This window comes from Mycobacterium sp. BK086 (assembly GCA_004362315.1).
GTDB lineage: Bacteria > Actinomycetota > Actinomycetes > Mycobacteriales > Mycobacteriaceae > Mycobacterium.
The window spans coordinates 120722-144861 of sequence record SNWL01000009.1 but is presented as its reverse complement, the minus strand read 5'-3'; the positions used below and the strand labels follow the sequence as shown (position 1 = coordinate 144861).

Below are 24140 nucleotides of genomic sequence, written 5' to 3'. Positions count from 1 at the left end.
ACCGATGAACGCGCCAGCACCCGCGGGCACGGACTTGACCGTTGCTGCCGCCCCAGGCTGTACGCCCCGACTGCTGCGACTGCCGGCAACGGTGGAGAGCATGAGCGCCTACGTGTCCGCCGGCGGGTACGAGCTGCTCGAGAACGTCGAATCGCTCCTCGCCGAGGTGGAGAACTCCGGTGTGCTGGGCCGCGGCGGTGCCGCGTTCCCGCTGGCCGTCAAGCTGCGCACCGTACGCGCCGCGCACACCCGCGGACATGAGACGGTGGTGCTCGCCAACGGCGAAGAGGGTGAGCCCGCGTCGGTGAAAGACCGTTGGCTGCTTCGTCATCGTCCGCACCTGGTGCTCGACGGCGTACGCCTGGCCGCCCGGATGGTCGGTGCACAGCGGGCCTATGTCTATGTGTCCGACTTCGAGGCGGCGCGCGCCATCGACGCCGCTCTGGGCGAGGTCGGTTTCGATACCTTTGGCGGTCTTGATATTTCGATCGTGACCGTGGAGCCGGGCTACGTAGCGGGCGAAGAAACCGCGGCGGTCCGCGCCGTCAACGGCGGACCGGCCAAACCGACAGACAAGCCCCCGCGGCCCTTCCAACACGGGGTCTCCGGGCATCCCACCCTGGTCAGCAATGTCGAGACGCTGGCCAACCTGCCGTACGTGCAGCGGCACGGCGCAGCGGCCTTCCGTTCGGCAGGCACGCTGGCGTCGCCGGGCACGTTCTTGATGACGATCACCGGCGCGGGCCGGCCGCCGGCCCTCTACGAGGTCCCGCACGGCATGCCCTTCACCGATCTGCTTGCCCTCCATGGTGTTTCACCGGATTCGGTCCAGGGCGCGCTGATGGGCGGTTACTTCGCGGGATTGCTCAACCGCGACGTGCTGGACACCACCCTCGACCACGAGACGTTCCGCGCTCTGGGTTGTGGCCTCGGCTGCGGCGCGATCGCGATCCTGACCGACGACTGTCCGGTGGCCGTGGCGGCCGCGGTGCTGGCCTACTTCGACCGGGAGAACGCCGGCCAGTGCGGGTCGTGCTTCAACGGCACGGCAGCGATGGCGGCTGCCGCCGGTGCGCTGCGCGACGGCGCGGCGACCGCCGAAGACGTCGCCCGCCTGCAGCGCTGGTCGGTCGTGCTTCGCGGCCGGGGCGCCTGCGCCACACTCGACGGCGCGGCCAATGTCGCCGCCAGCCTGCTCAAACATTTCCCCCAGGTCGTCGAACACCATCTGGCCGGTGCCTGCGATCCCTGCGGCTCAGCGGCGTTCAGCGCCCAGCGGCCCTACGAGGTGGAAGCGGTGACCCAGCGATGAGTGACAACATGCGAATCCGGTTGGACCGGACGATCTGCGACGGCTTCGGAGTCTGCGCCAAGCACGCGCCGAAACACTTCTCGCTCGACGACTGGGGCTACGCATCGCTGATCGGCGACGGCACCGTCGAGGAGGCCGATCGGGGCGATGTCCTGCGGGCGTTGTTCGACTGCCCGGTGCACGCCATCGTCGAGATCAGCGACAACGAGTTCGACGGCGAGAAGCGACCGGCCGCGCCTGCGACCGACGAGGATCCGGTCTTCGAGGCCCGCTGGGGATACGCCCAGTGAGCCGCGCTCCCCTCCCCCAGCTCACGACCGAAACCGAGTTCTTCTGGACCTCCGGTGCCGACGGCACGCTGCGGATCCAGGAATGCCAGGGCTGCACATCGCTGATTCACCCGCCGCAACCGGTGTGCCGGTACTGCGGCAGCCACGACCTCAAGGCCCGACCGGTGAGCGGTCAGGCGGTGCTCTCGGCGTTCACCGTCAACGAGCGGTTCAGCATCCCGGGACTGCCCGCGCCCTACGTGGTCGCCCAGGTCGCGATCCAGGAGGATCCGCGAGTTCGGTTGACCACCAACATCATCGACGCCGACCCCGAGGACCTGGAACTCGGCCAGCTCGTCGAGGTGGTCTTCGAACAGAACGACGACGTCTACCTCCCCCTGTTCCGTCCGGTGACGCCCAAGCAGATCGTCGAGATGCCCGCCGACGAGATCGACCCGAAAGACTTCGCCAAACATGTGCGGCCGCCGCTGACCTCCACCAAGTTCGAGGAGCGTTCTGCGATAACGGGTATCGGCGCGTCCCGACTGGGCCGCCGGCTGATGGCCAACCCGCTGGCCTTGACCGTCGAGGCGTGCGAGGCCGCGGTCGCCGACGCGGGTTTGACGTTCGCCGACATCGACGGGCTGTCCACCTACCCGGGTCTCGACATCGCGGGCATGGGCGAAGGCGGGGTGACCGCGCTGGAGGGCGCGCTGGGACTGCGTCCCACCTGGATCAACGGTGGCATGGACACGTTCGGCCCCGGCGGCTCGATCATCGCCGCGATGATGGCCATCGCCACCGGGATGGCCAGGCACGTGCTGTGCTTCCGCACGTTGTGGGAATCGACGTTCCAAGAACTGCTCAAGCAGGGCAAGATGGCGCCGCCCGGCGGGCTACGCACCACCAGCTGGCAGATGCCGTTCGGCGCCACCTCGGCCGCACACACGTTGGCGCTCAACGCCCAGCGTCACTTCGCGCGCTACGGCACGACCCGCGAGACGCTGGGCTGGATCGCGCTCAACCAGCGGGCCAACGCCGCACTGAATCCGACCGCCATCTACCGCGACCCGATGACAATGGACGACTACCTGTCGGCGCGGCCGATCACCACACCGTTCGGCCTCTACGACTGCGACGTCCCCTGCGACGGTGCGGTGGCGGTGATCGTCTCGGCGGTGGAGACCGCCCGCGACCTGCCCAAGAAGCCGGTGCTGTTCGAGGCGGTCGGCACCCAGATCATCGAACGCACCGACTGGGACCAGACGACGCTTACCCACGAACCGCAGGTGCTCGGCCAGTCGGCCCACATGTGGACACGAACATCGTTGCGGCCCAGCGATGTCGACGTCGCCGAGCTCTACGACGGGTTCTCCTTCAACTGTCTGTCGTGGATCGAGGCGCTCGGCTTCTGCGGTATCGGCGAGGCCAAGGACTTCCTCGACGGCGGCACCAACATCGCCCGCGACGGGGTTCTTCCGCTGAACACCCACGGCGGCCAGCTCTCCCATGGCCGCACCCACGGCATGGGCCTGATCCACGAGGCCGTCAGCCAGCTGCGCGGCGAGGCGGGCGACCGCCAGGTCGCCAATGCCACAGTCGCCGTGGCCAGTAGCGGTGGGCTGACCCCGAGCGGGGTGCTGCTGATGCGGGTCGACGAGTGACCACTCCCACCCGCCGGATGGTTCCCGTCGACGGGATCCCGATGTCGGGGCTGTTCGTCGAGGCCGCCGATCCGAAGGCGGTCATCGTCGCACTGCACGGCGGGGCGTCCTCGGCGGCCTACTTCGACTGTCCCGGCCATCCCGATCTGTCGCTGTTACGTGCCGCTGCCGCAGCCGGTTTCAGCGCGGTGGCCCTGGACCGGCCGGGTTACGGCGCGTCAGCGCCGTACTCCGACGCGATGTGGGAACCGGAGCGCCGCGTCGAGCTGGCCTACGGAGCCGCCGACGCGATGCTCGGCGCGCGCGATCGCGGCGCCGGCCTGTTCATCCTGGCGCATTCCAACGGCTGCGAACTCGCACTGCGCATGGCCGTCGCCGAGCGCGGACGCGACCTTCTGGGACTCGAACTGGCGGGCACCGGACTGCGCCAATACCCCGCCGCCCGAGCTCTTCTCAAGCAGGCCACCCCCACCTACCGGCCCGCGGGCATCCGCGAACTGATCTGGGCACCCGAGGAGCTCTACCCCGCCGACGTCGTCAACGCCGTCGGATCCGCCGGAGCCCCACCGCAGGAGGCCGAGGTGTCGACGAACTGGGCCGGCCGCGACTTCCCCGCACTTGCCGGCCACGTCGTCGCGCCGGTCCGGTTCACCGCCGCCGAACACGAAAAGGTGTGGGACTCCACCCCCGAGGCACTGACCGATATCGCCGCGCTGTTCGCCAAGGCGCCGCACGTCGAGATCCACCACCAGGACGGCGCGGGCCACAACCTGAGCCTGGGTGTGGCTGCGGCGCAGTATCATTCGAGCGTTTTCTCATTCGTGGACCAATGCATCACCGCTGATGCGAACCAGGAGGCTGGCTAATGCGCGTCGGATTCATCGGGCTCGGCAGTCAGGGCGCGCCCATGGCACGCCGGATCGTCGAGGGTGGTTACCCCACCACCCTGTGGGCGCGCCGGGCCGCCTCCGTCGAGCCGTTCGCCGACACCGCGGCGACGGTCGCGGGCACCCCGGCCGAGCTGGCCGAGGGCAGTGACCTGGTGTGCCTGTGCGTGGTCGGCGATGCCGACGTACTCGAAGTGGCCACCGGCGAGGGCGGCGTGCTGTCGGGATTGCAGCCCGGCGGCATCATCGCGGTGCACGCCACCGTGCATCCGGACACCTGCCGGAAGCTGGCCGAGATCGCGGGCGCCCAGGGCGTCGCGGTGGTCGACGCACCGGTCAGCGGCGGCGGACCGGCGGCCGAAGAGGGCAAGCTTCTGGTGATGATCGGCGGTGACGACGAAACCGTCGAGAAGGTGCGCCCGGTGTTCGCCACCTACGCCGACCCCATCGTCCACCTCGGTGGTGTCGGCGCCGGGCAGGTCACCAAGCTGCTGAACAACCTGCTGTTCACGGCCAACATCGCGACCGCCAAGACCGCTCTCGACCTCGGCGCCGCGCTGGGTGTGGCACCGGAGAACCTGTCGGAGGTGATCACCCGCGGCTCGGCGAACAGTTTCGCGCTGGGCAGCGTGGCCCGCTTCGGTGGCAGCCTCGACATCCTCAAGCAGGTCGCGGCGGGGCTGCTGCACAAGGACGTGAGCCTGATCGCCGGCATCGCCGAGAACGCGGGCGCACAGCCCGGCGCCGTGCTCGATGCCGCCGACGCCGCATTGAGGTTGATGGACAACCCACGGTGAAAGTCGGCTTCGTCGGTGCGGGCCGGATGGGTGCACCCATGGTGCGCCGGCTGGCCGACGCGGGCCATGACGTCACGGTGCTGGGCCGCACTCCCGAAAAGCTCGTCGCCGCACAGGAGTTGGGCGCGAAGTCGACCGGGAGCCTTGCCGACCTGGCCCGCGACGCGGACGCCGTGGTGGTCTGCGTGTTCACCGACGAGCAGGTGCGCCAGATCTGCCTGACCGACGACCTGCTGGGCACCATGCGCGAGGGCGCGGTTCTGGTGCTGCACACCACGGGCAGCCCGCGCACCGCGGAAGCCATCGCGGAGAAGGCCGGGGCGCGTGGGGTCGACGTGCTCGACGCGCCGGTCAGCGGCGGGCCGCACGATATCGCGGCAGGGACGGTGACGCTGTACGTCGGCGGCGACGAGGACGCCGTAAACCGGGTACGGCCGCTGTTGTCCAGCTATGGCGATCCGGTGTTACACGTCGGGCCGCTCGGTTTCGGCCAGCGGGTCAAGCTGATCAACAACACTCTGTTCGCCGCGCAGATCGGGATCGCGGCCGAGGCGGTGCGGCTGGCCGGCCGCCTCGGTGTCGATGAGTCCGTCCTCTTGAGCGCCCTTCCCCACGGCAGCGGCGCCAGCCGGGCCGTCGACTCGATCGCCCGGGTCGGGTCGGCCGCCGGATTCATCAGCGCCGTCGGCGAATTCATCGGCAAGGACGTGGCCGTCGTCCGGGCGACGGTGGCCGATCTGGGCAGCGATCTCGGCCTGCTCGACGAGGTGGTCGACGCCGCCCTTTCCCCGGAAACGATTAGGTGATTTAGCCATTTTCAGCTCTCCCGCGCGCCCCACTGTTAGCGTTACAATCAACCAGCCTTCCGTAACGCTTATAGCCCAGCTCTCGCCTCGGAGGAGAACGCAATGACCCAGGCCGAACTCGTCTTCGATCCGTTCTCGCAGGAGTACTTCGCCAACCCGTTCGACATCTACGAACGGATGCGCGCCGAGGCTCCGCTCTACTACGACACACGCGAGGACTTCTACGCCCTCTCGCGCCATGAGGACGTGTCGGCCGCGCTCAAGGATCACGACAGTTTCTCGTCGTCCCGGGGCTGCGATCTGGCGATGGTGAAGGGCGACGAGCCGCCGCAGAAGTCGATCATCTTCATGGATCCGCCCGAGCATCGCCACATGCGCAGCCTGCTCAACAAGGCCTTCACCCCGCGCGCGGTGCAGTCGCAGAAGGAAGTGGTCCACGAACTCGTCGACAAGTATCTGGCGGCGGCCAATCCGGATGCGTTCGACGTCGTCCAGGATTTCTCCGGTCCGTTCCCGGTCGAGGTCATCACCCGGATGGCCGGCGTTCCCGAGGAATACCGTCAGCAGGTCCGGCACTGGATCGATACGAGTCTGAGCCGCGAGCCCGGGCAGATCGGGTACAGCGAGGCCGGCATGCAGGCCAACGTCGACACCGCGATCTACTACTACGGCCTGGTTCAGGAACGGCGGGAGAACCCGCAGGACGACATGATCAGCCGCCTGATCGCCGCCGAGATCCCCGACGACGACGGCAACCTCCGCCGCCTCGACGACATCGAGATCTGCGGTTTCGCAACACTTCTCGGCGGTGCCGGCGCCGAGACCGTCACCAAACTGATGGGTACGGCGGCGGTCAACTTCGCCCGCTTCCCCGAACAGTGGCAGAAACTGCTCGACGACCGCGACAAGATCCCCGCCGCCGTGGAGGAGCTGCTGCGCTTCGAGGGCCCGGTGCAGTACAACGTGCGGTTCACGCTGCGTGACACCGAGGTTCCCAGCGGCAAGATCCCGGCGGGCAAGCCGGTGTTCCTGCTGATGGCGTCGGCGAATCGCGACTCGGCCGCGTTCACCGACGCCGACACCTTCGACATCGACCGCGACCGCACCGAGGCGCAGAACCTCGGGCTGGGCTACGGCATCCACAGCTGCCTGGGTGCTGCCCTGGCTCGCATGGAAAGTGCCATCGCACTGGAGAAACTGCTCGATTTCATGCCGCGCTACGAAGTGCAGTGGGACGGCTTGCGGCGCGTCCAGATGCAGAATGTCGCGGGCTTCTCCCACGTCCCGGTTAGGGTGCTGCGATGAAGAAGATCGAGGTGGACTTCGGCCTGTGTGAGGCCAACGCGATCTGCATGGGGATCATCCCCGAGGTGTTCGATCTCGACGACCAGGACTACCTGCACGTCCTCACCGACGAGGTCACCCCGGAGAACGAAGAGAAGGTCCGGGAAGCGGTGCGCCAGTGCCCCCGGCAGGCCATCTCCATCAAGGAATAACGCTTCGCCCGGCGATGGATGCCGGGTAAGCTTCGCCACGATATCAAGTAGTTGATACTTGCCGTGGGAGGCCGACCGCGATGACGACAGTGCAGGAACGCGAGCCCGACTTCGCGCAACCGTGGGCACCACACCGCAAGCGGATCTACCTCGGCACCGCACTGTTCACCGGCTTCATGTTCGTGGCGCTGACGATCTGCGTCAGCGCGGGCGTCATTGCGCCGACGTTCACCGTCGATGTGATCGCGAACCTGATCTTCGGCATCCCGGTGATCCTGCTGCCGTTCGTCATCCTGTGGGATGCGCCGGGCGAGAAGCGAACCCGGCTAGACAAGGCCGCCGAGCTGACTTTGTTCTACCTGCCCTACACCGCAGGCAGCCAGATCGGCTACGAGCTGGTGTTCCTGATCGGGCATCCGCTCGGATTGTGGGCGCCGACAACAGATCCCGGCTGGAAGTGGCTGTGGTGGCAGTACGGCCTTGCCGACGCCCGATACGTCAGCGGCAACCCGTGGACTTTCGCCCTGGAGGTCGTCGGAGTGATCACGGGTGTGACGGTGTTCGTCGTCTGGACCCGGCTGATCCGGCCGGACCTTGCGCTGGAATCCCGAATCCGTTGTCTCTGGCTGGCATTCGCCGGCTGCGCGATCCTGATGAGCAGTACGGCCGTGTATTTTCTGGCCGAGGTGGGCGCGGGATTCTCCGACATCGGACAGGGCGCATTCGGCCTGTGGTTCAAGTTCATCGGCGAGAACGTGCCGTTCATCGTCCTACCGCCGCTGGTGCTGTACTCGATCCACCTGCAGATCGACTACCTCACCCGCAAGGCCGCACGGACTTCGATCAGCTAGCCGGGACCAGGTCGGCGCCGATCGGCGCGCAGTTCATCGCACCGCTGCGGAAAGTCTCGGTGGGCGCCACCGCGATATCGCTGACCGCAGCGGCCGCCAGCGCCTGCGCCTTGAACACGCGCGCGGCCGAACTCAGCCGGTGCTCAACGGAATCCACGTTGCGGTCGAACTCGGCCGGCTGCGCCTCGCCCCACAGCGCGACCTCGGTCATGCCGTAGTCCAGTGCTCGCAGTACACCCTCGCGGACGCGGGCGTCGGTGTCGACGAGGTCGGCGGCGACAGCCAGTGCCTGCGGGTGCGGTTGGTCGTCCCCGGCCTCCAGCACCGACTCGAAGTCGACGGTCTGGGCGCCCAGGATCGACAGCGGACGGGTGTCACCGGGTTCGGCGAGCAGCACGTTGACGTCCCAGCCGGCCATCACGCGATCGAAGATCCAGCCGCCGGCGTGCTGAACGGCTTCGGCGACACTCGGCGCGACGATGTCGAGCCGGTACCTCATGATCCGGCGTGGCGTGTCAGCTGGGTCGCCAGCGACCTGGAGTACTCCCGGAACACGTCGGTCAGCGGAATCGACGGGTCGAGTAGCCATGAGGTCTCCATTCCGTTCACAAATGCCAGGATTTCGATGGCCTTGCGGGCCGCGTTCACGTCGGTTCGATAGCGGCCGTCGGCCTGACCGCTGCGGATCCGCTCGGCGATGATCTCGACCGCCTGCCGGTAGCGGTCCACCAGTCGGTCGTGCAGTGGGGCGTCGGGCGCGATGTTCTCGACCATCAGGACCGCGAAGGTCCCCACGAGCTGCGGTGACCGGTCGAACCGGTCGGCGGCATTGGCGATGCCCTCAACGAGATCGCCGAACAGATAGTCGGCGTGCTCGCTGTCGTCGGCATCGCGGGCGTCGAGCACCGCGTGCAGCAGTTGTTCCTTGGATTCGAAGTGATGCAGCAGCCCGGCCGCGGTGACGCCGGCCTCCCTCGCGATCTGAGCCAGGGTGGTGTTTCGCCAGCCGTTGCGCGCCAACAGCCGCTGTGCGACGTCGAGAATGCGCTGCTTGCGATCCTCACCCTTGGCCAGAAGGGTTGCGTAGGGCCGGGTCGCGGTCACTGCACTCCCTTCCTCAGACCAACCTAGTGAACACACAGTAGGTTGGTTTGGGCCGGTGTGACAAGGGTCTCAGCGGAAAAAGTTCTGAAGTGATCGGACCGCTTACGACGAGATCCACTTGAGGGCTGTGAATCGGGGCGAAATGCAGCCCTGAGGTCGCTCTCGGCGGGCTAGAGCCCCAGCGATTTCGCGATGATCACCTTCATGACCTCGCTGGTGCCGGCGTAGATCCGGGCCACCCGCGCATCGGTGTAGAGCCGGGCGATCGGATACTCCATCATGTAGCCGTAGCCGCCGAACAGCTGCAGGCAGCGATCGATCACCCGCTGCTGCATCTCGGTGCAGAAGAGTTTGACCCGGGCCGCGTCGGCACCGCTGAGCTCACCCTCGACGTGCAGGCTCACCGCCCGGTCGAGCATCGCCTGGGCGGCCTCCACCTCCGTCGAGCAGGCGGCGAGTTCGAACTTGGTGTTCTGGAACGAGGCAACGGGGCTGCCAAATGCCTTGCGGTTCTTGGTGTAGTCGATCGCGGCCGCGATCGCCGAGCGAGCTTGGGCCACCGAGCCGACCGCGACGGTGAGCCGCTCCTGGGCCAGGTTGTGCCCGAGATAGCTGAAGGCCTGACCCTCCTCCCCCAGCACATTGGTGGCCGGCACCCGGACGTCGACGAAGGACAGCTCCGCGGTGTCCTGCACCTTGCAGCCCATCTTCTCCAGCTCGCGTCCCCTGGTGAAGCCCGCCATACCGTCCTCGACGACCAGCAGGGTCAGCCCCGCGCGGCGGTTGTCCGGATCGGTGGAGGTGCGCGCCACCACGACCACCAGGTCGGCCTGCATGCCGCCGGTGATGAACGTCTTGGCCCCGTTGACGATGTAGTCGTCACCGTCACGCACCGCCGTCGTCCGGACCCCGGCCAGGTCCGACCCGGTGCCGGGCTCGGTCATCGCGACCGCGGTGAGCAGGGTGCCCGCGGCCAGACCCGGGAACCACCGGGCCCGCTGTTCGTCGTTCGCATAGTGCAGGAAGTACGGCAGGATCACCTCGAGCTGGGTGCGCACCGTCGACAGCGTCACCAGCGCCCGGGCCGCTTCCTCCTGCAGCACCACGTTGTAGCGATAGTCGTCCTGTCCGCCGCCGCCGTACTCCTCGGGCAGGGTGATGCCCATGATCCCGGTCTCGCCGAGTTTGGCGAACGTCTCGCGCGGCATCCGGCCCGCCTTCTCCCACTGCGGGTAGGCGGGCACGATCTCCTTCTCGATGAAGTCGCGGGCGAGCTCGCGGAAAGCCTCGTGGTCTTCGGTGAACAGATCGCGGCGCATCAGATCCCTTTAGTTGATCAGTTCGACGACGGTGGCGTTGGCGGTGCCGCCGCCCTCGCACATCGTCTGCAGTCCGTAGCGAATTCCGTTGTCGCGCATGTGGTACAGCATCCGGGTCATGAGCACCGCACCCGAGCCGCCGAGCGGGTGGCCCAGCGCGATCGCCCCGCCCAGCGGGTTGATCCGGTCGGCCTTCGCGCCGAGCTCGACCTGCCAGGCCATCGGCACCGGCGCGAACGCCTCGTTGACCTCGAACACCCCGATGTCGTCGACCCCGAGACCGGTCTTGCTCAGCACCTTCTGCGTCGCGGGGATGGGACCGGTGAGCATCATCACCGGATTGTCACCGGCGACCGCGCCGTGGACGTAGCGGGCCAGCGGCCGCCAGCCTTGCGCGGCAGCATATTCGGCGGAGGTGACCAGCAGCGCGGCTGCGCCGTCGGAGATCTGCGAGGAGTTGCCGGCGTGGATGACGCCGTCCTCGGTGAAGGCCGGCTTGAGCCCGGCCAGTTTCTCGACGGTGGTCCCCCGCCGGATGCCCTCGTCGGCGTTGACGACGCCGCCCTCGGTGGCCACCGGGACGATCTGGTCGTCGAACGCGCCGCGATCCTGTGCGGCAGCGGCGAGTTCGTGGCTGCGGGCCGAGAACTCGTCGAGATCGGTGCGGCCCAAGCCCCACTTCTGCGCGATCATCTCCGCCGAAATGCCCTGGTTGAACGAGAAGTCGTCATAGCGCTCGAGCACCTTGGGGCCATACGGCATACCGGTGGCGCGCGCCGACCCGAGCGGCACTCGGCTCATCACCTCGACACCGCCGGCGACCACCACGTCCTGCTGGCCGGACATGACGGCCTGCGCTGCGAAATCCAATGCCTGCTGGCTGGATCCGCACGCCCGGTTGACGGTCGTGCCCGGAATGGACTCCGGCCAGCCCGCCGCCAGGACGGAGAACCGGCCGATATTGCTGGACTGGTCTCCCACCTGCGACACGCAGCCCCACACCACATCGTCGACCGTCGCCGGGTCGAGGCCGGTGCGCTCGGCGAGCGCGTTCAGCACCAATCCGGACAGGTCGGCGGCGTGCATGCCGGACAGTCCGCCGTTTCGCTTGCCGACCGGGGTCCGCACGGCCTCCACGATCACCGTTTCACGCATGGCTGCTCCTCATTGTCAGGCGACGACGCCTTGCGCGCGCAGTCGGTCGATCTCGCCCTCGGACAAGCCCAATTCGGCCAGCAGGGCGTCGGTGTGCTGCCCGAGGCCGGGTACCGGTCCCATCGGCTGTTCATATCCGTCGATGATCGGCGGCGGCAGGATCGCCTCGATCGGCCCTGCCGTGGTCTGCACCGTCCGCCAGCGGTCACGATCGGACAGCTGCGGGTGCGCCAGCACATCGCTGGGCAGATTGTAGCGGGCGTTGCCGATGCCCGCGGTGTCGGCGGTCTTCTGGATGTGCGCGAGATCGTGCTGAGCACACCAGGTTTGGATTGCCTCGTTGAGAACGTCACGGTGAGCACAGCGATCGGAGTTGGTGGCATACCGGGGATCGTCGGCCAGGTCGGGTCGCTCGATGATCTCGCGCGCCAACCGTTGCCACTCGCGGTCGTTGGTGGTGCCCAGCACCACCGTCTGGTCATCGGCCGTGGCAAAGGAGCCATAGGGCGCGACGGCCGGCGAGTTCATCCCCAGCGGCTGCTGGTCGATTCCGGAGTGCTGGGCGTAGGTCAGCGGATAGCCCATCAGGTCCATCATCGTGTCGAACAGGCTCACGTTCACCGCTGCGCCCCGGCGTTCGCGGCCCTCCCGGGAGATCAACAGCGCCATGATCGACAGCGCCGAGTACAGACCGGTGGAGATGTCGGCGATCGGCGGCCCGGGCTTTGCCGGCATGCCGGGATAGCCTGTGACCGAACATGATCCGGATTCCGACTGCGCCAGCAGGTCATAGGCGCGCTTGTTCGACAGCGGCCCGCCTGCGCCGTAGCCGTCGATCTCGACGGCGATCACGTCGGGATGCCGCTCACGCAGCTGGTCGGGCGAGATACCCAGCCGGGCGGTCGATCCCGGAGCCAGGTTCGACACCAGCGCGTCCGCGCCGTCGAGCAACCGGTGCAGGATCTCGAGACCCTCGTCCGCCTTGAGGTTCAGCGCGATGGATTCCTTGTTGCGGTTGGCCCACACGAAATGGGCAGCAAGGCCACCGGGTCCGTTGACGACGTCGTCGTAGTGGCGGGCGAAATCACCGCCGGCCGGGTTCTCGACCTTGATGACCCGGGCGCCGAAGTCGGCAAGGACACGCGAGCACATCGGCGCCGCCACCGCCTGTTCCAGGGCCACGACGGTGATACCGGCCAGCGGGGCTGCCGGTCCTTGCGCAGAAGTCATCAGATCACCATACGGTCGGCGCAGATACTGGCCACTAATAGCTCTTGGGCAGGCCGAGAACGTTGGCGCTGAGGAAGTTCAGGATCATCTCCTGGCTGACGGGTGCGATCTTCATCAGGCGCGATTCCCGGAAGAACCGCGAGATGTTGTACTCCTCGGAATAGCCCATGCCGCCGTGGGTCTGCAACGCGCGATCGGCCGCCCCGAACCCTGCGTCCGCGCACAGGTACTTGGCCATATTCGCTTCCCGGCCGCAGGACTTGCCGTTGTCGTAGAGCCAGGTCGCCTTGCGCAGGATCAGCTCGGCGGCATCCAGGCGCGCCAGTGAGTCCGCCAGCGGGAACTGGATGCCCTGGTTCATCCCGATCGGCCGGTCGAACACGATGCGCTCATTGGCGTATTTCACCGCCCGGTCCAGTGCCACCCGCCCGATGCCCAGCGCTTCCGCGGCGATCAGCATCCGCTCGGGGTTCAGCCCGTGCAGGATGTAGGAGAACCCCTTGCCCTCTTCGCCGATCCGGTCGGACACCGGGATCCGCAGATCGTCGATGAAGACCTCGTTGGAGCTGACGGCGTTGCGCCCCATTTTCTTGATGGGCCGGATGTCGACGTGGTCGCGGTCGATGTCGGTGAGGAACAGCGAGAGACCTTCTGTCGGCTTGCCTCCCCGCTTTTCCACGTCCTCGCGGCTCTCGGTCCGCGTGAGCAGCAGGATCTTCTCGGATTCCAGCGCCTTGGAAATCCACACCTTGCGGCCGTTGACGACGTAATGGTCGCCATCACGTTTTGCGAACGTCGTGATGCGCGAAGTATCCAGTCCCGCACCGGGTTCGGTGACACCGAAGCAGACATGCAGGTCGCCGTTGACGATCCGGGGCAATGTCGCGGCCTTCATCTCCTCGGAGCCGAACACGACAACCGGCTGCATCCCGAAGATCGACATGTGGATGGAGCTCGCGGCGTTCATGGCACCGCCGGATCGCGCGACCTCCTCGGCCAGGATCGTCGCCTCGGTGATGCCCAAGCCGTGGCCGCCGTACTCCTCCGGGATGGTCATGCCGAGCCAGCCGCCCTTGGCAATGGTGTCGTAGAACTCCTGGGGGAATTCGTGCGCCTGGTCCTTCTCCATCCAGTACTGGTCATCGAAGCGTGATGCCAGCTCGCGCACCGACTTTCGGATCAGTTCCTGATCTTCGGTCAGCTCAAAGCTCATACCTGAAGACACACCCACACTCCTCTACTCCCAATCGGCACGCAGCCGAGCGCGCCGGTGCGATCAACGTTGTGCGCACCGGCGCCGTCGTTCCGCGGACCCGGTCAGTCCGTGTTGCCACTCATCTCTTTGGCATTCGCCGCGAAATCGGCGAAGTTGGCGCCCGTCTTCTCCTTCTTCGACAGTGCCTGGATCGAGACGTCGTGCCCTTCGGCGGCCTTACGCAGCGCGCCGATGGTGGCCTGTTCCTTCGAGATGTGGGTGAAGGGGTCCCAGTGGTACCAGCGCATCGCGTTCTCGTAGGTCATCTTGTTGATGTCGTCGTCGGGCACGTTGTGTTCACGCAGCACCTCGTCGAGCTGCTCAGGCGCGCCGGGCCACATCGAATCCGAGTGCGGGTAGTCGGCTTCCCAGCAGATGTTGTCGATGCCGACGTCGTTACGTAGTTGCACGCCAACGTGATCGGAGATGAAGCAGGTCAGGAAGTGGTCGCGGAACACCTCGGAGGGCTTCTTGCCCTTGAAGTCCTGCCCGGTCCAGGTCGAGTGCATCTCGAAGGTGCGGTCGGCGCGCTCCAGGAAGTACGGAATCCAGCCGGTGCCGCCCTCACTCAGGGCGATCTTCAAATCGGGGTATTCCTTGATCGGGCGCGACCACAACAGATCGGCGGCGGCCTGCACGATGTTCATCGGCTGCAGCGTGATCATCACGTCCATCGGCGCATCCGGCGCGGTGATGGCGAGGCGGCCCGAGGACCCGATGTGCACGTTGAGCACGGTGTCGGTATCCACCAGGGCGTCCCACATCGGCTTCCAGTGGTCGAAGTCGTGGAAGCTCGGATAGCCCATGGCTGCCGGGTTCTCGCTGAACGTCAGCGAGTGCACGCCGCGGGCGGCGTTGCGTCGGATCTCGGCGGCACAGGCCACCGGGTCCCAGATCACCGGCAAGGTCATCGGGATGAACCGGGCCGGATAGGCGCCGCACCACTCCTCGACATGCCAGTCGTTGTAGGCCTGCACCAGCGCCAGCGAGAACTCCGGATCCTCGGTCGCGAACAGCCGGCCCGCGAAACCGGGGAACGACGGGAAGCACATCGAGCCGAGGATGCCGCCGGCGTTCATGTCCTTGACCCGCTCGTCGACGTTGTAGCAACCGGGCCGGATTTCATCGAGACCCTGGGGCTCCAGGCCGTACTCCTCCTTGGGCCGGCCGGCCACCGCGTTGAGGGCGACGTTGGGGATCGTGATGTCGCGGAAGCGCCACATGTCCGAGCCGTCGGGGTTGTGCACCAGCCGGGGCGCGTCGTCGGCGTACTTCTTCGGCAGATGGTTCTTGAACATGTCGGGCGGCTCGACAATGTGGTCGTCCACGCTGATCAGGATCATGTCCTCTTTGCGCACTGCGGTTCCTTCCGTCGGGCCCTCTCTAATGAAAACTAGCTTCTCATTCCGCGAGAATCAACATCCGGTAATCGTCTTACCGGTGCGTCCCGGCCGTAGGCTGGCACCCGGACACGCCCACCCGACCTCGGTTTTTCCGCCCTGCTCACGTGCGGGGATTGACCTTCCGGCAAGATCGTGGAAATCTGTTATCCGGATATGAGAATGAGATTCTCCACCTTGAGAGGAGGCTACCGGTGCGCCTGACGCCGCTACCTGCGGAACAGTGGGACGACGACGTGCAGCAGGCTCTGAAGGGCATGCTGCCGCGCGACCGGCAGAACCCCGAGGGCGCAGGCACGGCGCTGTCCACGCTCGTCCGGCATCCGGACCTCACCAAGGCCTATCTCGGCTTCAACGTGTACCTGCTGTTCCGCTCGACGCTTCCGGCCCGGCTGCGCGAGGTGGCGGTATTGCGGGTCGCGCATCGGCGGAACTGCGCCTACGAGTGGGCGCATCATGTCGAGATGGCCAAGGCGGAGGGACTGACCGACGCCGACGTCGACGCCATCCGGGGCGGCGGAGCCAACGACGAGCTCGACCGGCTGGTGGTCAAGGCCACCGACGAGCTCGAAACCCAGTCGAATCTCACCGACGAAACCTGGGCAGCGCTCGGCGAGCATCTCGGCGAGCGTCAGCGCATGGATTTCGTCTTCACCGTCGGCGCCTACGGCATGTTGGCCATGGCGTTCAACACTTTCGGCGTACAGCTCGAGAACGAAAGGTAAGTACGTGGCATTTTTCAAGAAGCCGGATGTCGGTAGCTGGACAGAGAACTGGCCCGAACTCGGCACCGCTCCGGTCAACTACGAGGACTCGATCGACCCCGAGCACTGGAAGCTGGAGCAGCAGGCCATCTTCCGAAAGACTTGGCTGCAGATGGGCCGAGTGGAGTTGGTTCCGAAGAAGGGCAACTACATCACCCGTGAGCTGCCGTCGGTCGGCCCGGGCACGTCGATCATCATCGTCAACGACGGTGAGCAGATCCGCGCGTTCTACAACTTGTGCCGTCATCGCGGAAACAAGCTGGTGTGGAACGACTATCCCGGCGAAGAGGTTTCGGGCAGCTGCCGGCAGTTCGTCTGCAAGTACCACGCCTGGCGCTACTCGCTGCAGGGTGACCTGACCTTCATCCAGCAGGAGCAGGAGTTCTTCGACGTCGACAAGGCCGACTACCCGCTCAAGCCGGTGCGGTGTGAGGTGTGGGAAGGCTTCATCTTCGTCAACTTCGACGACAGCGCGGTCTCGCTCGAGGAGTACTTGGGCGAATTCGCCGAGGGCCTGAAGGGCTATCCGTTCCACGAGATGACCGAGCACTACAGCTACCGCTCAGAGGTCGGAGCGAACTGGAAGCTGTTCATCGACGCCTTCGTCGAGTTCTACCACGCGCCGATTCTGCACATGAAGCAGGCGGAAAAAGAGGAGGCCGAGAAGCTGGCCAAGTTCGGCTTCGAGGCTCTGCACTACGACATCAAGGGCGATCACTCGATGATCTCGTCCTGGGGCGGCATGAGCCCGCCCAAGGATCTGAAGATGGTCAAGCCGATCGAGCGGATCCTGCACAGCGGCCTGTTCGGCCCGTGGGATCGCCCCGATATCAAGGGCATCCTGCCCGACGAGCTGCCACCCGCGATCAACCCCGGCCGGCACGCGACATGGGGCCAGGACTCGTTCGAGTTCTTCCCCAACTTCACGCTTCTGTTCTGGGCGCCCGGCTGGTATCTGACGTACAACTACTGGCCCACCGCGGTGGACAAGCACATCTTCGAGGCCGACCTGTACTTCGTGCCGCCGAAGAACCTGCGCGAGCGGCTGTCCCAGGAATTGGCCGCGGTGACGTTCAAGGAGTACGCATTCCAGGACGCCAACACGCTGGAGGCCACGCAGACCCAGATCGGCACCCGGGCTGTGCTCGACTTCCCGCTGTGCGACCAGGAGATCCTGTTGCGCCACCTGCACCACACCGCGCACAAGTACGTGGACAGGTACAAGGAGTCATTGGCCAACGGGAACGGAAACGGGTCAGCCGCTGCGCTGGGCGCCAAGGCTGAAGAAAAGGATCCTGCAAATGTCTAAGCTGCCAGAGGAATTCGCCGACCTGGAGCGCTTCGCCGACTGGTGCCTGCCGACCGAGGAAGAGCGCTACCAGAAGCGCCTGAGCTCGTCCATGGAGGAGATGCAGGAGCTGTACGACGCCGGTATGGAACGGCTGGAAGACATCATGGTGTACGTCGACGCCCGCTTCCCGCTCAAAGGCATGCCCGAAGACGCCAAGGCTCTGGTACATCTAGGACAGTCGATCGTCCAGGTGAGCTTTCCGATCGAGGTGTGGAAGCAGCCCCGTGTGCTCGACAGTGGTGCCGCATATATCGGATTGATCAAGGAGCCGGTGGTCTGAGCGTGCTAACCCTGAAGGCTGCCGGGTACGTCGACGTCGACGCGGGCGAGATTGTCCGCCCCGGCATCGTGAAGGTGGACGGCGAGCTTATCGTCGGTGTCGGTGGCGAACCCGAAGGCGAGATCGTCGACCTCGGCGATGCGATCCTGCTGCCGGGCCTGATGGACATGGAGGTCAACCTCCTCATGGGTGGCCGGGGTGAAAACCCCGGCCTTTCCCAGGTTCAGGACGATCCGCCGACCCGGGTTCTGCGTGCGGTGGGCAATGCCCGCCGCACGCTGCGCGCCGGTTTCACCACGGTGCGCAACCTCGGTCTGTTCGTGAAAACCGGCGGCTATCTGCTCGATGTCGCACTGGGCAAGGCGATCGACAAGGGCTGGATCGAAGGCCCGCGGATCATCCCGGCCGGCCACGCCATCACCCCGACCGGCGGCCACCTGGACCCCACGATGTTCGCCGCGTTCATGCCCGGCGTGCTGGAGCTGACCATCGAGGAGGGTATCGCCAACGGGGTCGACGAGATCCGCAAGGCGGTGCGCTACCAGATCAAGCACGGCGCGCAGCTGATCAAGGTGTGCTGCTCCGGCGGTGTCATGTCGCTGACCGGTGAAGCAGGCGCGCAACACTATTCGGACGAAGAGCTACGTGTCATCGTCGACGAGGCGCACCGGCGCGGATTGCGAGTGGCCGCACACACCCATGGCGCGGAAGCCGTCAAACATGCGGTGGCGTGCGGGATCGACTGCATCGAACATGGCTTCCTGATGGACGACGAGGCGATCCAGATGCTGGTCGACAACGACCGCTTCCTGGTGACCACCCGCCGCCTGGCCCAGGCCATGGACGTCTCGCACGCACCTAAGGTGTTGCAGGACAAGGCAGCCGAGATGTTCCCGAAGGCAGAGACGTCGATCAAGGCCGCCTACGAAGCCGGGGTGAAGATCGCGGTCGGCACCGATGCGCCCGCCATCCCGCACGGGAAGAATGCCGACGAGCTGGTCACCCTGGTGGAATGGGGAATGCCACCGGCAGCGGTGCTGAGGGCAGCGACGGTCGTCGGCGCCGACTTGATCAACGCCACCGACCGGGGCCGGATCGCCGAAGGTTTACTGGCCGATATCATCGCCGTGCCCGGTGATCCGTTGTCTGACATCACCGTGACCCAGGACGTTCGATTCGTCATGAAAGGCGGGAAAGTCTATGTCCACAAGACGGACTGACGACATCGTCGAGATCCAGCAGTTGTTGGCCCGCTATGCGGTGACCATCACCCAGCTCGACGTCGAGAATCTGGTCAAGGTCTTCACCGAGGACGGCACCTACAGCGCCTTCGGCGAAACATACTCGCTGGGGCGGTTTCCCGAGCTCGTCGACGCCGCACCCAAGGGGTTGTTCATGACCGGCGAGTCGCTGGTCGAATTCGACGAGAACGACCAGGACAAGGCCACCGGAACCCAGCCGCTGTGCTTCATCGAGCACTCCGCCCACGACATGCGGATCGGCTACTACCGCGACACCTACCTCCGCACCGACAAGGGCTGGCGGCTGAATACCCGTGCGATGACGTTCATTCGGCGCACCGGTGTGCACGATTCGGGCCGTCCGCATGCCATCGGCCGGCCGGCTGGCGGATGACCGACGATCTGCACGACCCGGCCGCCTTTCGGACGGCGCTGCGGGCGTGGCTCGACGAGAATGACCTCACGCCACCCGACGACCACTCGTTGGGCGGCCACATGCGGCAGTTCGCGCGGGTCATGCGGGCGCTGTACGACGGCGGCTGGGGTCGCTACGGCTGGCCCGAGAGCGCCGGTGGTCTTGGCGGCCCAGATATGTTGCGGGCCATCGTCGGCGAGGAGATCGTCGGACGGCGGCTTGCCGAGCCCGGTCCGTACTCGATGATCGAAGTGCTGGCCCCCACGATGATCGACTACGCCACACCGGAATTGGCCGCCGAGATGCTGCCGAAGATGCTGTCGGGCGAAGAGCAGTGGTGCCAAGGGTTTTCCGAGCCGGGCTCGGGCAGCGACCTGGCGTCCCTGACCACGCGCGCCGTCCAGCAGGGTGATCAGTGGATCGTAAACGGCCAGAAGGTGTGGACCAGCTTCGCGCAGTTTTCGCACAGGTGCATCCTGCTGACCCGCACCGGCGACGCGGACACTCCCAACCATCAGGCGATTACCGCGTTCTTCGTCGACACCGATACCCCGGGCATCACGATCCGGCCGCTGCACACCATGCACGGCGTCGACGAGTTCTGCGAGGTGTACTTCGACAATGTCGCCGTCGACGCCAGCCGGATGCTCGGCCGGCCCGGCGACGGCTGGCGGCTGGCGATGGACCTGCTGCCCTACGAGCGTTCGACATGTTTCTGGCAGCGAATCGCTTACCTGTACTCACGATTCGACGCGCTCGTGCGTGAAGTCTCCGCCCAGGGTGAGGGTGTGGACGGCGATATGGGTGAGGCATTTCTCGCGCTGCACACACTGCGCTGCCGGTCGCGGGCGACGCAGCATCGATTGGCCGACGGGGAGAAGCTGGGTCCCGACACCTCGATCGACAAGGTGCTGCTGGCGGGCGCCGAACAGCGGCTCTACGACACCGTGCACGACCTGTTGCCCGGCTCGATCGAGCTCGAGGACACCGAATGGCGCACCGAATACCTGTACTCGCGCGCGGCGACCATCTACGGCGGCACCGCCGAGGTACAGCGCAACATCATCGCCCGGCGCCTGCTTGATCTTGGGAAGGAGTGATCGTGGATCCCGAATCCGTTGAACTTCTCGAGAGCGGCCTGCGCAAGACCATGCTGTCCTCGTCCGGCCCAGCTCTCGACGCGGCATTGATGGAATTGGGCTGGGCGGACATGCTGGCCGACATCCCCGAGGTCGCGGTGCCGCTGGTGTTCCGCTTGCTCGGCGAAACAGGCTCGCATGCTTCGGTTCTCGTCGACGTGGTACTGAATGCGACGGGAAACACCATCGGTGACACCGTAGAGCTGCCGCTTCCGTATGCCGGCAACACCTGGGTGGTGTGGGACCGCACCACCAGCGAGCCCAGTGACACCACGCTCGGCGGACTGCCGCTGCGCCGGGAGGACGAAGGCTATCCGATCCGGGTTGCCGAGGCGCGCTTGGCGGTGGGCTGGTGGCTGGTCGGGTCGGCGCGCGCGATGCTGACCCTGGCCCGCCAACACGCGCTGGACCGCGTGCAGTTCGGGCGGCCGGTCGCAGGATTCCAAGCGGTACGGCACCGGCTGGCCGAAACGCTGGTGGCCATCGAGGGCGCAGAAGCGACGCTGAGCACGCCCGGGGCGGACAACCCGGACCTGACCGCATTGCTGGCCAAGGCCGCAGCCGGCAAGGCCGCGCTGACCGCGGCCAAGCACTGCCAGCAGGTCTTGGGCGGGATCGGCTTCACTGCCGAGCACGAGTTCCATCACCACATGAAGCGCGCCCTGGTACTCGACGGGCTGTTGGGCAGCTCGCGGGAGCTGACCCGCAAAGCCGGAGCCGGATTGCGGGCCAGGGGCTCGGCTCCGCGGCTGGTGAATCTGTGACGTACGCCATGGCGGCGAATGCGCTGGTCACCATTTAGACTGTGCGGAACAAAAATTTTGGTGCGGTTTGGATTGAGAACGTAATTCTCGCGGCTGAGAGTAGTACTCTACTTACCGTGAGCTACATCCGAACCGCTGACACGCGCTCGTACAGAGCCCTGCAGTGAACAGCCCGAGCGAAGAACCTGCCTGGAAGCAGCGCGCTGTCGAGCGGTCCATCCGGACCGCCAAGGTGCGCGCCGGGCAGCGCGTGCAGCGATTCCTGGATGCCGCACAGGCCATCATCACCGAAAAGGGCAGCACCGACTTCACCGTGCAGGAAGTGGTGGACCGGTCTCGCCAGTCGTTGCGCAGCTTCTACCTCCAGTTCGACGGCAAGCATGAGCTGCTGCTGGCGCTGTTCGAGGATGCACTGAGCCGGGCCGCCGATCAGATCAGAGCCGCGACGTCGGCGCAGAAGGATCCGCTGGATCGCCTCAAGGTTGCCGTCACGCTTTTGTTCGAGCTGTCCCGCCCGGACCCCACGGCGCGCCGACCCCTGTTCACCGACTTCGCTCCGCAGCTGCTGATCTCGCACCCCAATGAGGTCAAGGTCGCCCACGCACCGCTGGTCGCGCTCTTCTCCGAGCTGATGATCGAGGCCGCGGCGGCCGGCGAACTGCGCGAGGACGCCAATCCCCGCCGGATGGCGGCCATGACCATGCAGACGATCATGTTCATCGCTCAGTCGAGCTCGGTGGAGGACGAGGAGAACATCCACACGCCGATCAGCGGCGACGAGGTGTGGACCTTCTGCTCCCAGGGTTTCGCCCGCAAGTAGCATTCACTGCGGTTCGACTGCCGGCGAAATGCGTTGTGCGATGAGCGTTTCCGCGGCGCTGTAGGGATCGCAATCACCCTCGGCGACGGCCTGGGCCAGTGCGTCGAGATCCGGGTGATTGTGTAACCGGCTCTGCGCCAACGACAGCACCTGCGCCCGCGCCCGGGCAGCTCGCCGGGCTGGTGTGTCGGCACGTCGATGCGCCTCGATCGCCTCGATCAGCTCCCCCACCCCTTGGCCCTGGGCGGCAACGAGAGTCAGGACAGGAACGTGCGTCTCGAACTTGAGGTCGCGCACCGTCTGTGCCGCGCCGTCGCGATCGGCCTTGTTCACCACCACCAGATCGGCGACCTCGAGCAGACCCGCCTTGGCGGCCTGGACGGCGTCACCGGCACCCGGGTTGAGGATCACGATCGTGGGATCGGCGACCGCGGCGATCTCGATCTCGGACTGACCGACGCCGACGCTCTCCAGGAGCACGACGTCGTAGGCGAGCGCGCCGAGCAGCCGGATCGCCGCAGGCACGGCGGCGGCAAGGCCACCGAGATGACCGCGGGTGGCCACCGACCGGATCAGCACATCGGGATCGTTGATGTGCTGGGCCATCCGGATCCGGTCACCGAGCAGGGCTCCACCGCTGTACGGGGACGACGGGTCCACCGCGAGTACCGCGACCCGTTGTCCGCGTTCGCGATACGCCGCCGCGAGCACCGCGATCGTCGTCGACTTGCCGGCACCGGGCGGGCCCGTCACGCCGACCACCGGCACCGCGGCCGGGCCGACCTGGGCGAGCACTTCGTCCCGGCGGGCGCTTTCGACGAGGCTCAGCAGCCGCCCGACCGCGCGGGTGTTCCCGCCGCGGGCCGCGGTGATCAGCTCGACGACATCCATAGAGGGCAACGCTACGTCCCTACGTGATTGACCAATTCCGGTCGGTATGAGAATACTATTCTCTCAAGTAGAGAGCGTCAGTTGCAAGAAGGGTAACGCTATGCAGATCAGTGGGAGTTCGGCCGTCGTCTTCGGTGGCGCGGGCGGTCTTGGCGAGGCAACCGTGCGCAAGCTGCACGGGGCGGGCGTCAAGGTCGTGATCGCCGACCTGTCCGACGAGAAGGGCGAGGCACTCGCCGGCGAGCTCGGTATCCCCTACGTCCGCACCGACGTGACCAATGACGACGACGTGCTGGCCGCCATCGCCGCCGCCGAGGCCCTCGGACCGCTGCGGGTGTCGGTGGATACCCACGGCGGCCCGGCCGGCGGCGGCCGCCTGGTCGGCAAGGACGGCTCCCCGATGGAGATGGAGGCGTTCACCAAGACCATCACGTTCTACCTGACCGCGGTGTTCAACGTCATGCGGCATGTCGCCGCCGCGATGGCACGCCAGGAGCCCGACGAGAACGGCGCCCGTGGCGTGATCATCAACACCGCCTCGATCGCCGCGTACGAGGGCCAGATCGGCCAGTTGCCCTACTCGGCCGCCAAGGGTGGCGTCGTGGCGATGACACTGGTTGCCGCACGCGACCTTTCGCCGCTGGGCATCCGGGTGATGTCGATTGCCCCGGGCACCATCAACACCCCCGCCTACGGCAAGGCCGCCGACCAACTGGAGGCCTACTGGGGCCCGCAGGTGCCGTTCCCCAAGCGGATGGGACGCTCGGTCGAGTACGGCGCGCTGGCCCTGTCGATCGCCGAAAACGATTACCTCAACGGCGAAACCATCCGGCTGGACGGCGCGCTGCGCTTCCCGCCGAAGTAGCGGGCGCCGACAGTAACGCCACGGCGGAAATTCCGGGGGAATTCCGCCGTGGCGTTACTGTCGCG

General features: G+C 66.4%; 26 protein-coding genes. 18 read left to right on the top strand and 8 right to left on the bottom strand.

Annotation, left to right across the window (positions count from 1 at the left end):
* The first annotated feature begins 4 nt into the window (after positions 1–4).
* The 9 genes from EV580_RS29970 to EV580_RS29930 all read left to right on the top strand — a co-directional run bounded on the left by EV580_RS29970 (position 5) and on the right by EV580_RS29930 (position 8082).
* Positions 5–1312 (top strand): NADH-ubiquinone oxidoreductase-F iron-sulfur binding region domain-containing protein, encoded by a 1308-nt coding sequence (locus EV580_RS29970; protein WP_133696244.1) that lies wholly within the window; start codon positions 5–7, stop codon positions 1310–1312.
* Positions 1313–1320: 8 nt separating this feature from the next.
* Positions 1321–1602 carry a ferredoxin gene (locus EV580_RS29965; protein ID WP_183506523.1) on the top strand — a complete coding sequence of 94 codons (282 nt, stop codon included), beginning with the start codon at positions 1321–1323 and terminating at the stop codon, positions 1600–1602.
* On the top strand, positions 1599–3245 hold the full coding sequence (locus EV580_RS29960) for a thiolase C-terminal domain-containing protein (protein ID WP_133696241.1): 1647 nt from the start codon (positions 1599–1601) through the stop codon (positions 3243–3245). Before EV580_RS29965 ends, EV580_RS29960 begins: the two co-directional genes overlap by 4 nt.
* A gap of 17 nt (positions 3246–3262) precedes the next feature.
* The gene (locus tag EV580_RS29955; RefSeq protein WP_133696810.1) at positions 3263–4111 is read left to right on the top strand and encodes an alpha/beta fold hydrolase; all 849 of its coding nucleotides are present in this window, start codon (positions 3263–3265) and stop codon (positions 4109–4111) included.
* Positions 4111–4929 carry an NAD(P)-dependent oxidoreductase gene (locus EV580_RS29950; RefSeq protein WP_133696239.1) on the top strand — a complete coding sequence of 273 codons (819 nt, stop codon included), beginning with the start codon at positions 4111–4113 and terminating at the stop codon, positions 4927–4929. Before EV580_RS29955 ends, EV580_RS29950 begins: the two co-directional genes overlap by 1 nt.
* On the top strand, positions 4926–5735 hold the full coding sequence (locus tag EV580_RS29945; RefSeq protein WP_133696238.1) for an NAD(P)-dependent oxidoreductase: 810 nt from the start codon (positions 4926–4928) through the stop codon (positions 5733–5735). The genes EV580_RS29950 and EV580_RS29945 overlap by 4 nt, the downstream gene beginning before the upstream one ends.
* Before the next feature lie 102 nt (positions 5736–5837).
* Positions 5838–7040: a cytochrome P450 gene (locus EV580_RS29940; RefSeq protein WP_133696236.1), complete on the top strand. Its 1203-nt coding sequence runs from the start codon at positions 5838–5840 to the stop codon at positions 7038–7040.
* Positions 7037–7231, top strand: a complete 195-nt coding sequence (locus EV580_RS29935; RefSeq protein WP_133696234.1) for a ferredoxin — start codon at positions 7037–7039, stop codon at positions 7229–7231. Before EV580_RS29940 ends, EV580_RS29935 begins: the two co-directional genes overlap by 4 nt.
* An 80-nt stretch (positions 7232–7311) precedes the next feature.
* Entirely contained in the window at positions 7312–8082 is a 771-nt protein-coding gene (locus tag EV580_RS29930; RefSeq protein ID WP_133696233.1) for an emopamil-binding protein, read from the top strand.
* On the opposite strand, the gene EV580_RS29925 is transcribed toward EV580_RS29930, so the two are convergent.
* The 7 genes from EV580_RS29925 to EV580_RS29895 form a co-directional block, all read right to left on the bottom strand.
* Entirely contained in the window at positions 8075–8581 is a 507-nt protein-coding gene (locus tag EV580_RS29925) for a hypothetical protein (protein ID WP_133696231.1), read from the bottom strand. The genes EV580_RS29930 and EV580_RS29925 overlap by 8 nt on opposite strands.
* Complete coding sequence (locus EV580_RS29920) at positions 8578–9186, bottom strand: TetR/AcrR family transcriptional regulator (protein WP_133696229.1); 609 nt, start codon at positions 9184–9186, stop codon at positions 8578–8580. The genes EV580_RS29925 and EV580_RS29920 overlap by 4 nt, the downstream gene beginning before the upstream one ends.
* Before the next feature lie 170 nt (positions 9187–9356).
* Positions 9357–10505, bottom strand: a complete 1149-nt coding sequence (locus EV580_RS29915; RefSeq protein ID WP_133696228.1) for an acyl-CoA dehydrogenase family protein — start codon at positions 10503–10505, stop codon at positions 9357–9359.
* Positions 10506–10514: 9 nt separating this feature from the next.
* Positions 10515–11660: a thiolase family protein gene (locus tag EV580_RS29910; RefSeq protein ID WP_133696226.1), complete on the bottom strand. Its 1146-nt coding sequence runs from the start codon at positions 11658–11660 to the stop codon at positions 10515–10517.
* Between the two features lie 15 nt (positions 11661–11675).
* On the bottom strand, positions 11676–12890 hold the full coding sequence (locus EV580_RS29905) for a CaiB/BaiF CoA transferase family protein (RefSeq protein WP_133696224.1): 1215 nt from the start codon (positions 12888–12890) through the stop codon (positions 11676–11678).
* 34 nt (positions 12891–12924) lie between these two features.
* Positions 12925–14103 carry an acyl-CoA dehydrogenase family protein gene (locus EV580_RS29900; protein WP_166654955.1) on the bottom strand — a complete coding sequence of 393 codons (1179 nt, stop codon included), beginning with the start codon at positions 14101–14103 and terminating at the stop codon, positions 12925–12927.
* A 104-nt stretch (positions 14104–14207) separates the two neighbouring features.
* Complete coding sequence (locus EV580_RS29895) at positions 14208–15503, bottom strand: amidohydrolase family protein (protein ID WP_133696221.1); 1296 nt, start codon at positions 15501–15503, stop codon at positions 14208–14210.
* A 236-nt stretch (positions 15504–15739) separates the two neighbouring features.
* On the opposite strand from EV580_RS29895, the gene EV580_RS29890 reads away from it, so the two are divergent.
* The 8 genes from EV580_RS29890 (at position 15740) to EV580_RS29855 (ending at position 22319) form a co-directional block, all read left to right on the top strand.
* Positions 15740–16270 (top strand): carboxymuconolactone decarboxylase family protein, encoded by a 531-nt coding sequence (locus EV580_RS29890; RefSeq protein WP_133696219.1) that lies wholly within the window; start codon positions 15740–15742, stop codon positions 16268–16270.
* Between the two features lie 4 nt (positions 16271–16274).
* Positions 16275–17618 (top strand): aromatic ring-hydroxylating oxygenase subunit alpha, encoded by a 1344-nt coding sequence (locus tag EV580_RS29885; RefSeq protein ID WP_133696217.1) that lies wholly within the window; start codon positions 16275–16277, stop codon positions 17616–17618.
* Complete coding sequence (locus EV580_RS29880) at positions 17611–17940, top strand: hypothetical protein (protein WP_133696215.1); 330 nt, start codon at positions 17611–17613, stop codon at positions 17938–17940. The genes EV580_RS29885 and EV580_RS29880 overlap by 8 nt, the downstream gene beginning before the upstream one ends.
* A 2-nt stretch (positions 17941–17942) precedes the next feature.
* Entirely contained in the window at positions 17943–19160 is a 1218-nt protein-coding gene (locus tag EV580_RS29875; protein WP_133696213.1) for a metal-dependent hydrolase family protein, read from the top strand.
* Positions 19141–19575, top strand: coding sequence for a nuclear transport factor 2 family protein (locus tag EV580_RS29870; RefSeq protein ID WP_133696212.1), 435 nt, complete (start codon positions 19141–19143; stop codon positions 19573–19575). The genes EV580_RS29875 and EV580_RS29870 overlap by 20 nt, the downstream gene beginning before the upstream one ends.
* Positions 19572–20696, top strand: a complete 1125-nt coding sequence (locus tag EV580_RS29865; protein WP_133696210.1) for an acyl-CoA dehydrogenase family protein — start codon at positions 19572–19574, stop codon at positions 20694–20696. Before EV580_RS29870 ends, EV580_RS29865 begins: the two co-directional genes overlap by 4 nt.
* Before the next feature lie 50 nt (positions 20697–20746).
* Positions 20747–21499: an acyl-CoA dehydrogenase family protein gene (locus tag EV580_RS29860; RefSeq protein ID WP_221218235.1), complete on the top strand. Its 753-nt coding sequence runs from the start codon at positions 20747–20749 to the stop codon at positions 21497–21499.
* A gap of 163 nt (positions 21500–21662) precedes the next feature.
* Positions 21663–22319: a TetR/AcrR family transcriptional regulator gene (locus tag EV580_RS29855; protein ID WP_133696207.1), complete on the top strand. Its 657-nt coding sequence runs from the start codon at positions 21663–21665 to the stop codon at positions 22317–22319.
* A 3-nt stretch (positions 22320–22322) separates the two neighbouring features.
* Here the strand turns inward: EV580_RS29855 and meaB are convergent, their stop codons facing one another.
* Positions 22323–23210, bottom strand: a complete 888-nt coding sequence (meaB, locus tag EV580_RS29850; protein ID WP_133696205.1) for a methylmalonyl Co-A mutase-associated GTPase MeaB — start codon at positions 23208–23210, stop codon at positions 22323–22325.
* Positions 23211–23310: 100 nt separating this feature from the next.
* Between meaB and EV580_RS29845 the strand changes: the two genes are divergently transcribed.
* Entirely contained in the window at positions 23311–24075 is a 765-nt protein-coding gene (locus EV580_RS29845) for an SDR family NAD(P)-dependent oxidoreductase (protein WP_133696203.1), read from the top strand.
* Positions 24076–24140 lie beyond the last annotated feature (65 nt).